The sequence below is a fragment of the Paenibacillus sp. EKM211P genome, from assembly GCF_011066175.1.
Classification (GTDB): Bacteria; Bacillota; Bacilli; order Paenibacillales; family Paenibacillaceae; genus Paenibacillus; species Paenibacillus polymyxa.
Map to the genome: position 1 here is coordinate 1 of NZ_JAAMNS010000030.1, position 11,681 is coordinate 11,681.

At 44.3% G+C, this 11,681-nt stretch carries 6 protein-coding genes; all 6 read left to right on the top strand.

What is annotated here, in order from left to right; all coding sequences use genetic code 11:
• Positions 1 to 2,289 (top strand): condensation domain-containing protein (locus G9G57_RS25035; protein ID WP_164965660.1); only part of this gene is annotated, 2,289 nt, incomplete at its 5' end.
• Positions 2,290 to 2,780: 491 nt separating this feature from the next.
• On the top strand, positions 2,781 to 3,197 hold the full coding sequence (locus G9G57_RS25040) for a hypothetical protein (protein WP_164965661.1): 417 nt from the start codon (positions 2,781 to 2,783) through the stop codon (positions 3,195 to 3,197).
• Positions 3,198 to 3,280: 83 nt separating this feature from the next.
• Complete coding sequence (locus G9G57_RS25045) at positions 3,281 to 3,616, top strand: transposase (RefSeq protein ID WP_164965662.1); 336 nt, start codon at positions 3,281 to 3,283, stop codon at positions 3,614 to 3,616.
• Between the two features lie 317 nt (positions 3,617 to 3,933).
• Positions 3,934 to 4,224: a thioesterase II family protein gene (locus tag G9G57_RS25050; RefSeq protein WP_164965663.1), complete on the top strand. Its 291-nt coding sequence runs from the start codon at positions 3,934 to 3,936 to the stop codon at positions 4,222 to 4,224.
• Positions 4,225 to 4,705: 481 nt separating this feature from the next.
• Entirely contained in the window at positions 4,706 to 5,521 is an 816-nt protein-coding gene (locus G9G57_RS25055; protein ID WP_146032329.1) for a DUF2785 domain-containing protein, read from the top strand.
• A 26-nt stretch (positions 5,522 to 5,547) separates the two neighbouring features.
• A partial coding sequence (locus G9G57_RS25060) for a non-ribosomal peptide synthetase (protein ID WP_164965664.1) occupies positions 5,548 to 11,681 on the top strand: 6,134 nt, incomplete at its 3' end.

Consider the following 11,681-nt stretch of genomic DNA (forward strand, 5'->3'; position numbering starts at 1 on the left):
ACCTTGCAGGAACGCTTCGGCTCGTTGTTCCGGATCATCAACGCATACGGCGTGACGGAAGCGGCGATCGACTCCAGTTTCTACGACGAGGAGCTAGCGAAGCTGCCGCAAACAGGCAATGTGCCGATCGGTAAAGCGTGGCTGAATGCGAAATTCTACATCGTGGATGCGCATCTGAATCCGGTGCCGGTCGGGGTGTTGGGCGAGCTGGTTATCGGCGGAGTCGGAGTGGCGCGCGGGTACTTGAACCGTCCGGAGTTGACGGAAGAGAAGTTCGTAGACAGCCCGTTCGCCGCGGGCGAGCGGTTGTACCGCACGGGAGACTTGGCCCGGTGGATGGAAGACGGGAACGTGGACTTCATCGGCCGGATCGACAACCAGGCGAAGATCCGGGGGTACCGGATTGAGACGGGGGAAGTCGAAGCGAAGCTGCTGAGTGTAGGTGGCGTGAAGGAAGCGGTCGTCGTCGTCAGGGAAGATCAAGAAGGTCAGAAAGCTTTGTGCGCTTATTATACAGCGGAAGAAGGCTTGACGGTGGCGGACCTGAAACGGGCGATCTCCAGCGAGCTGCCGGGGTACATGATCCCGTCGTACTTCGTCGAGCTGGAGCGCCTGCCTCTGACGCCGAACGGGAAAATCGACCGGAAGGCGCTGCCGGCGCCGGAAGGGGGAGCAAGCGCAGGCCGCGAATACGTGGCGCCGCGCACCGAACTGGAGGCGAAACTGGTCGCCATCTGGCAGGATGTGCTCGGACCGGTCACGATTGGCGTGACGGACAACTTCTTCGACCTCGGCGGGCACTCCCTGCGGGCGACGACGCTAGTCAGCAAGGTGCACAAGGAACTGAGTGTGGACCTGCCACTGCGCGATGTGTTCCGGCACTCGACCATCGAAGCGATGGCCGAGGCGATCAGCCAATTGGAGCGGCAGGAACACCTCTCCATTCCGGTTCTGGATAAGAGGGATTACTATCCGCTTTCCTCCGTGCAAAAACGGCTGTACATCCAGCAGCAGATGGAAGGCGCCGAGCTTAGCTACAACATGTCCGGCATGACGGTTCTCGTCGGTCGCTTGGAACGGAATCAATTCGAGGCGGCGCTCAAAGGATTGATAGCTCGTCACGAAATTTTGCGAACCGGCTTCGAAATGGTCGACGGCGAACCGGTACAACGGATTTATCCGGACTTGAAGTTTGCCGTCGAGTATACGAAAGCGACGGAAAGTGAAACGAAGAGCATCGTAGACGGCTTTGTGCGCGTCTTTGATTTGGAGCGGCCGCCGCTGCTGCGTGTGGGCTTAGTCGAATGGGAAGCGGAACGGCAGCTGCTCATGCTGGACATTCATCATATCGTCACGGATGGCATGTCGATGGGCATCTTCGTCGAAGAGCTGCTGCGCCTGTATAACGGTGAGACTCTGGAGCCGCTTCGGATTCAATACAAGGAATTCGCCGCTTGGCAGCAGTCAGAACCTGTAAAAGAGCGGCTGAAACGTCAGGAAGCCTACTGGCTGGAAGTGCTGGAAGGCGAACTGCCGACGCTTGAACTGCCTACTGACTTTGTCAGACCTGCCGCTCGCAGCTTTGAGGGAGATGTGCTGCCCTTCAGCATCGACAAGCAGATGACCGACAGCTTGCAGCGCATCGCCGATAAGAACGGTGCTACCCTTTATATGGTGTTATTGGCGGCCTATTCAATCCTGCTCAGCAAGTACTCGGGACAAGAAGACTTCATTGTAGGCATGCCGGTTTCGGGCCGCACACATGCCGACCTGGAGCCGCTCATCGGAATGTTTGTCAACACTTTGGCGATTCGTCATTATCCGTCCGGGGAGAAGACGTTCCTCGCTTACTTGAACGAAGTCAAAGAAACGATGCTGGGGGCCTACGACCACCAGGATTATCCGTTCGAGGAGCTTGTGAAAAAGCTGCAGGCGCCGCGAGATCAAAGCCGCAATCCTGTATTCGATGTCATGTTTGCTCTGGAAACCAAGGAAGATAACGTTCAAAGCTTCGGGGATATCAAGATCGAATCTTATCCGGAAACTCATACGGTTTCCCAATTTGATCTTACCTTGGTCATTTCGTTGCTGGATGAGGGAATGAACGGGCAGTTTGAATATGCCACCAAGTTGTTTACGCGCAATCTGATCGATAATTTCGCTCAGGACCTGCTCGTAATCATCACCCAAATTTGCGAACAGCCTTCGGTGCTGTTGAAGGATATTTCCCTGAACGGGCAATCCGAACAGGAGCAAGATGTGCTAGAGGCCATTGATATTATTTTCTAATCCCTTACCCGGCTTGGGTGTATGCCGTATTTCTCTCGGTACGCATCCTGCCGGGTGTTTTTTTTAAAATGAAAAGGAAAAATCCACCACAGGAATCTGACGTCAAGTGCCACTGAGTAACTATTTCTATTTATTGGAAAATCGACAAAACACAACAGAAATCGTAGTTTACCTTTGGTATACTACGAATCAAACCATTTAAACAGAGATAATTCCACCATAAAATCCGAATACCCGAAAAACGAAAAGAAGTAATTGCCGATCGTTGCAGACGAGTTTAATTTTTTGACTATGACACAGAAGAACAACAAAAGGCACACGAAGACTACAGGAAGAAATACAGATATCTAAAACGTGCGCCGCGGCTACTCGTTTACTGCTACCTCATAGGGGAAAAGTCCGAAATACAATGGCCGAAATAGGCCGCAGGAAGGGCTGAAAGAGATAGCCGACGACGTTCTGAGTAAGGGACTTCAACAGGAATGCTAGGCTTGGAATCGATCTCACCGGCACAATTATGCCGCAAGCATAATCAGGTGGATCAGCACCTGCTCCAGAAGGTTTTCGAGCGGCTGGCTATGCAGATTTTGTCTAGGCATGGCTGTTCGATAGCAGACCACAAAGCACTCCGGATTATCTACTCTACAACCGTTGCTCTTTGCTTGCGGAGGTACAAGTGGGCCGACTTTCGCAAGACCAAGGCTGCTATAAAGCTTCACCTCCGCCTTGCTTTTGCAGATGCTCATGAGGTCCTGCCAAAGAAGGCAAACATTACGACAGCCAAGAAAAATGACCGGACACAGATGAATGACCTTATCGAAGATACCGGAATCACCTATGTGTTGACCGCGGTTACCTGGACTACAAAGCATTCGATCGTTATTGATCGTACGGGATATACTTCGTGACTCGCTTGAAGGAGAATGCGGTGATCGAACCGCTCCAATCGCTTGAAATTCCAGAGGACAGCAAGGTTACCATGGATGAATAGGTGCTGGTAGGTTCCACTCAAAAGCGGATGAAGCACAAGCTTCGCATCATGGAAACAACCGATTCACAGGGCAATTTTCTCATTCTGCTCACCAACCGTTTCGATCTGTCTTGTGATGAAATCAGTGAGATGTACCGCAACCGCTGGGCCATTGAGACCTTCTTCAAATGGATGGAGCAGCACCTGAAGATCAAGCATTTCTATGGAACAAGCAAACAGGCCGTGCACAACCAGGTTTGGCTGACACTCATTGCTTTTTGCCTGCTTATGCTGGCCAAACTGGATGCGAACGTAGAGCACTCCCTCCTGGAAATCCAGCGGTGGCGAAGGCTCTGATTTGGAAGCCCTATGCACAGTGGATCGGGCGTGTGAAGCGAAAACCGAGCCGCAAGTCGGCAGGACGAAAGCGGTTAGAACCCACGTAACTGAGCGGTCCGAAGTGTGACAAAGCTATGTTTTTCGACACAAAAATGTTATAAACAAGAATTATACTCCAAAAATATACATGGATTTATTTGCAAAAAATATCGTTTTAGTGTAATATTTGCATAATCTATTTGCATGGAGAAATATACATATAATTGTTAGGATCCTGTTAATTGACACGGATCACACCATAAAGGTATAAATTTTGCAAAGGTAAGGGGTGAAAAATGAGCGCAGAAATGTTGCTGTGTCTGCCGTATGCAGGCGAATCTTCACACATCTACTATAAATGGAAACGACATAGGCATGAGATAAAGATCATAGGTATGGAGTATTCCGGAAGAGGCAAAAGATTTAATGAACCACTGTATAAAAACTTTAATGAGGTAATCTATGATATATATGTATCCATAAAACAATCCATTATATTGAACAACAGCGATAGCTATTATATTTTTGGTCATAGTCTGGGTGGAATAATGGCGTTTGAGTTGTTCCGCAGGTATGTTGATATTTGACCTAAACATGTGTTTATTTCTGCCGCAGCGGCACCTCATCGACGAAATCAAGATAAAATCCTGCATAGACTCCCAGACGAGGAATTCCTTCAAGAGGTTGAACGGATGAACGACACCCCGAAAGAGGTAGTATAACACCCGGAATTGATGGAGGTTTTTCTTCTATTCTCAAATCTGATTTTAATTGAGTGAGGAATTTATATTTACGGAGACGAAGGGAAAAATTGACCAACATATAACGATTATTTTTGGTGAAGAGAAATCTATCGATATTCGAAGCATTCATGCTTGGAGCGATGTAACAACGGGCAGTTGTGGATTCATTCAGGTTCTAGGGGGCATTTCTATATAACACAGAATTCCGATACGATTAATATAATTGTTATAAAAAAATTAAATCCATAGAAGCGATCCCTGTATGAATAATCCGTTATGAAAGCGAGTGAAGAATGCATTGGATAATAAGCGAGAACTTTTGTTATTGAACTTAAGAAGAATCCAGCAGGAAGAAAATGAGCTTTATGATAAGGAAAATGTATGGGATTACGCATTGCTCATGATCGAATATATAGGGGATCCAGATCCTGAATTGCGTGATGACTTAATTTATTCTACTTTATGCAGTTGGATTATGGAAAAGAATTTGTTTGAGGAAAAGGAGCTTCTTAAACTGTTATCGCTCGTGATTAATTCCGACCACCTCTTCTATCGGTTAGGAGCTGACGGGGATAATTCTGTTTATACGAGAACATTTTCTGTACTTATTGTAGCTCAAATTATATGTCGACACAGACATAAGCCGTTCCTAGATAGACACGAGGTTCTACATGTTAAGGATGTATTGATTCGTTATTTAACGGAAGAGAAGGACTTAAGAGGGTTTACCTATGATAACGGCTGGGCTCATGGTGCAGCTCATGGGGCAGATGCCTTGGACGAGCTTGTCCAATGTGAAGAATGCACGGATGAAGTGTATAAGGAAGCTTTATTTGCCATTCAAAAGGTATTGTCTAATGGAAGGTATATATTCCAAGATGAGGAAGACGAGCGACTGGCCTGCATTGTTCAACGAATAATCAGGGCAAATAGATTTGCTTCTAGTCGTGTGATGAAGTGGATCGAGAATTTGAGTCAATGCATGGCATTACCGCGAAGCCGGAGCCAATTTGTGATTCGTGTGAATGTGAAAAACTTTCTCAGAAGTCTGTATTTTAGAATGAGGTCTTCTGCGGATCAATATTCTGATTTGCTAGCAATCCTTCACCAAACGGAGAACAAGTTAAATAAATTTGTTTAAAATTTTAAAAAAGGGAATGGTTATGCTTGAGCAAACAAAAGATACTTCAAAAGGATAATATTCAGGATATTCTGGCACTCACTCCTATTCAGAAGGGCATGCTTTTCCATTATCAAATGAACGCTGATTCCGAAGTGTATTTGGAACAAACAACAATACGAATCACAGGGAAACTTTCAGAACGAGAGATCGAGCAGGCATGGAGCCGCTTGGAGAAGAGATATGATATTCTGCGTTCGGTTTTTAAATGGGAGAAACTAAAAGAACCGGTTCAGATCATCTATAAAAAGCAACATAACCCTTTCCAAATTAGCTACGGGGGCTTGGATGGAAATGATTCACTGGAACACATGATGGAAAGCGAATTAAAAGATGGAGTTGACCTATCCAAGGTTCCTGTTCGAATACGTCTGTATTGTACAACGGAGTGCAAATATTTGATTCTAACGTATCACCATATTTTATGGGATGGTTGGAGCAGCGGGATTCTAATGCACGCTTTCAAGCAGGAATGTCTCAATATTTCAACTGGGAACATTAGCGAAATTACACCAAAAACGACGCCTTGGAAAGAATATATCAAATGGCTTAAGGGACAGAAGGATCAGAAGAATAACCAATTTTGGAATAACTATTTGCAAAATATGGAGCAGGTGCATGATCTGCTTGCATGGATTAAAGAAACGTCATCTAGCGATGGGGATGGAAAATACACGATTGTATTAGATCATCGAGAGCTTAGTAACGTGCAAAAGTGGTGTAAACAACATCGGCACACATTAGCAGGATGGGTGCATGCGGGATGGGGGCTCCTATTAAATCGCTACAGTATGCAGGAACATATCGTTTTTGGCAGTACGGTGTCAGGAAGAAATGCGGAATTGCCCGGAATTGAACAAATGGTCGGGCTTTTTATTAATTCATTACCGATATATGTTCATTTCGAAGATTCCTTATCCGTATCTGCAATAGTAGAACAAATTGAACAGGGCATGAAGGAGAGAAGTGCTTACGAGGCAACGCCGCTAACGGATATTAAAGAATACTGTGGGCTTAAGGGGAAAGGTGAATTATTCCATAGTCTACTCGTCTATGAGAATTATCCCGTACAGGCTGAGAGCGTATCTGAAATCGGTATAGAAGTGGTTTCTGTGAGAGAAGAAACGCATTATGATTTAACCCTTATCATCATGGAGAAAGACGGTCAATTGGCATGTACGTTCCAATATAAACAAGATCAATTCACTATCGAAACAATCGAAAAAATGGCAAATCACTACAAACATATACTGCTGGAAATGGTAGAGCACTACAAGGATTCATATGCGGAGATTGATTGTCTAGGATATGAAGAAAAGAAAGCCGTTCATGCTTGGAACAGCACGGAGTCTGTCTATCCGAAGGATCGGACGATGATTCAATTGTTCGAGGAACAAGTTGAGAAAACGCCAGATCGTGCAGCATTAGTAGAGGGAGAAACAATCTTCAGCTATAGGGAGTTAAATGCACGCGCTAACCAGCTTGCTCGGATGTTAAGAGAATCGGGAGTTAAAACTGAAAGTATTGTTGGGTTGCTGTTAGATCGATCCATTGAAATGGTCATATCCATTTTTGCTATTCATAAAGCAGGGGGAGCATATCTACCACTTGATGTGAATCATTCCAGCGAACGTATAGCATTTATGCTCAAAGACAGTGGCAGCGAGCATGTATTAACGCGGAAAAAGTACTTGAAACAGCTTAAGTTTGATGGAGTAGTCTGGGATATTGATGAGAAACTAGAGGTGCTAGACAGTAAGCCGGCACATAACTTAAGCGAAGTCGTGTCCCCGTATTCCCTTGCATACATTATTTACACTTCTGGAAGTACAGGCAAACCCAAAGGCGTTATGATTGAAAACGCCAGTTTGTTGAATACAATATTGGCTATGCAAGATCACTATCCTTTAGGGAGAAATGATGCATTTCTTCTAAAAACCTCCCATACGTTCGATGTATCTGTTGCAGAGCTATTTGGCTGGTTTATGGATGGAGGAAGACTTGTTATTCTTCAAAACGGAGCCGAAAAAGACCCATTCCAAATAAGGTTGGCTATTAAAGAAAAAGGGATCACGCATATTAACTTCGTTCCTTCGATGCTCAATATTTTTATCAATACGTTGGATGAGGAATGTCTAGGGGATCTGACTACACTACGCTATATTTTTGCAGCAGGAGAAGCACTTACTAGCGAAACAGCTAATAAGTGTTATGGCTTGATTCAGAATGTAAGTCTGAACAATATATATGGACCGACAGAGGCGACCATTTATGCAACCAGATATGCGGTAGAAGGGCTTCAAGAAAGCTTCAATATGCCAATCGGTCGGCCTCTCCAGAATTTTAAAGCTTATATCATGAATAGCCATCATAAGTTGCAACCTGTTGGAGTACCGGGGGAGTTATGTATAGGCGGTGCTGGCTTGGCTAGAGGGTATCTTGGACAAGAGGGATTAACAGATGAAAAGTTTATTTCGAATCCGTTCATGGACGGAGATAGGATGTATAAGACAGGAGACTTGGCTAGATGGCTACCGGATGGAAATATACAATTTCTCAGTAGGATCGATAACCAAGTTAAAATTCGGGGTCATCGTATAGAAACGAGAGAAGTGGAAAGCCGACTGTTAGAACATAAGTTCATTCAAGAGGCATTGGTCATGGCAAAAGGTGACGAATCCTTCGGTCAGTATCTTTGTGCGTATATCGTATCCAGTAATGAACTGCGTGTACGCGAAGTCCGAACACATTTGAGGCTTACACTTCCGGAGTATATGATCCCTACTTATATCATCCCGCTAGACAGTATGCCGCTGAATCCAAATGGAAAAGTTGATAGAAAGGCTCTACCTCAACCGGAGACTCATCTCCCCGTCGAAGCGGAGTGGACTGCGCCGCAAAATGAAATGGAAGAAAAATTAGTGCATATATGGTGTGACATCTTAAATATAGAACGTGTAGGCGTCGATCATAATTTTTTTGAACTCGGTGGACATTCACTTAAAGCGACGATTCTAGCAACCCGAATTCATAGGGAATGGGATACAGTGGTGCCGTTAAGTGAAATTTTTAAATTCCCTACAATTAAAGAGCTTGCTACTGTGATTTATCAAGCGCAGAAGAACCATTTTATCTCCATACCACCCTTAGAAAAACGTGACTACTATCCGATTTCCTCTGTTCAAAAGAGAATTTACGTATTGAACCAATTGGACCAAGGAACGGCTTACAATATTTCGGGTGTGATGAAACTCGACGGTGTTCTCGACATTCAGCAGCTTGAACAGGCATTTCATCAGTTAATCAGGCGTCATGAAGCATTGAGAACAACATTTCATATGATAAATGGTGAAATTTATCAGCGAATACATGAACACGTTGACTTTAGAATCAGCGTATTTGACGGAAATGAAGATTCCCTAGCCCATATGCTGCAGGCGTTTACACAGCCGTTTCAATTAAGCGAAGGACCGTTGCTGAGAGTAGGCCTAATTAACCTAGGTGAAGCTAGTTATTACCTCATCGTTGATATGCACCATATCATATCGGATGGTTCATCCCTCGGTATACTGATGGAGGAATTTGCTCGATATTATGAGGGCAGTGGCAATCTGCTCTCCCCGTTGCGAATACAGTACAAGGATTTTGCTGCATGGCAAAACGAGCAAAATCAGTATAATGAAAAGATTAAATTGCAGGAAACGTTTTGGTTGAACCAATTTAATGATGAAATCCCTATTTTGAGCATGCCCTTGGATTATCCACGGCCTTCTGTTCAAAGTTTTGAAGGAAGTAGAATATATTTTGCTGTAGATCATGAATGCAATAGGAAGTTGAAGCAATTCATGAACGAAACGGGAGCAACGTTATACATGGTTCTGCTTGCAGTATATAACGTCGTGCTCTCAAAATATACCGGACAGGAGGACATCGTTGTTGGTTCACCTGTTGCAGGCAGGTTACACGAGGATCTTCATCGTGTCATTGGAATGTTCGTAAACACACTTGGCATGAGGAATAAACCAATTGGAAGCAAGACTTTCAACATGTTCATGGATGAAGTGAAACAGAACGCGCTACAATGCTTCGAAAATCAAGATTACCCATTTGAAGCTCTAGTGGAGAATCTTGATATTCCGAGAGACATGAGCCGCAATCCGTTGTTTGATACGATGTTCGTGCTGCAAAACAAATCTATTGAAATCTGCGAAATTGAAGGACTTAAGCTATCACCCGTTCCATTCGACAGTGGCGAATCTAAATTTGATTTAACGCTCTATGCACAAGAAACAGATCAGGGAATTTCTTTCGAATTAGAGTATTGTACTCAAATATTTAAGAAAGAAACGATGGAGCGCATGGGCAGGCATTTTGTACGTGTACTGTCTCAGGTCATAAGCAATCCGGATCGACGCCTATCGGATGTCGATATGCTTATGGAGGATGAGAAGCAACGAATGCAGTTTGATTACAATGACACAAGCGTATCGTATGCCCTAGATAGAACAGTCTATGAGCTATTCGAGGAACAAGTAGCAAGAACGCCTGAGGATATTGCCCTTGTATTTAAAGGATGTGAACTCACTTACGAAGCATTGAATCGCAAGGCTAATAAAATAGCGAGGTATCTGAAGAACAAGGGTGTTGGCGAGAATACGCTCGTTGCTATCATGGCTGAGCGTTCCTTTGAAATGGTCATAGGCATTATGGGGATACTCAAAGCAGGTGCAGCGTATGTTCCAATTGATCCGGATTACCCGGAAGAGCGAATTCGTTATCTCATGGATAACTCCAATACGAATATTCTACTAACACAAGAAAGTTTAATGGAAAAGTTGCGGCAAGAACAAAAAGAGATGATTGCAGTGGAAGAGATTGTCCGTCAGGAAGGGTTGAATGAAGAAAACCTTCAACTGTCTTATCATCCCAAACGCCTTATGTATGTATTGTATACTTCGGGCTCAACAGGTAAACCCAAAGGCGTTAAAGTTAGAGCGGATGCGTTTACGAATTTGATTCATTGGTTCGTATCAGACTCCAATATAACATCAAAAGATCATACATTACTCATAGCGCCGATCAGTTTTGATTTAGCCCAGAAAAATCTCTACGCCAGCTTAGTAAGCGGCGGCAAGCTTTGCCTTTTTACACCAGGGATATACGATTACGAGGAAATGTCCAGTACGATTGAAAAGCAAGGGATCACATTAATGAACTGTACCCCAAGCGCATTCAATCCTCTCATAGATGTTAATGAGGATTCACAATTTAATAGATTACAGTCATTAAGGTGTATTTTCTTAGGCGGGGAACCCATTAATTTAAGTCCATTAAAGCATTGGGCTAAATCTACTCACTACCATGCTCAGATCATTAACACGTATGGTCCGACAGAATGTACAGACATTACTACGTCTTACACCATTGATCATGCTCAGATCGATCAACTCACAACGGTGCCTATTGGTAAACCGATTCATAATATGAAAGTATTTATTCTCGATGAATTTATGAAAATGGTTCCGACTGGAGCGTTGGGAGAACTCTATATTGGGGGGATTGGTGTAGCTGATGGCTACTTCAATCAGCCAGAAATCACTGCGCAGAAGTTTATAGATATTCCCGAATTGTGTGAAGGTAAATTGTATCGAACTGGAGATATAGTGAAATGGCTACCAGAGGGGACATTAGAGTTCTTGGGCAGGGTTGACCATCAAGTCAAGATCAGAGGCATGAGGGTTGAACTCGGGGAAATAGAAGCACGGCTATTGAAGCATGAGGATGTGAAAGAAGCCATTGTGGTAGAAACGGGAAAAGAAAACCACAAACATCTTTGTGCATACTTCGTGGCGGTTGAAGAGATAGTATTGGCTGAACTGAAGGCTTACATGGAAATGGAATTACCAATGCATATGATTCCTACTTATTTTATACAGCTAGACCATATACCCATGACTCCCAACGGTAAAATGGATCGAAAATCTCTTCCTGCGCCTTCAGCGAGTTCATTGGTTTCCAATATATATGAGGCCCCTGCCAACGACACCGAGATGAAGCTCGCACAGATTTGGGAAGATGTACTTGGAATCGAACGGGTTGGCGTACAGGATAACTTCTTCGA

Coding starts and splice junctions, on each gene's coding strand:
- G9G57_RS25050 (WP_164965663.1), top strand. CDS start 3,934: ATGAGCGCAGAAATGTTGCTGTGTCTGCCGTATGCAGGCGAATCTTCA.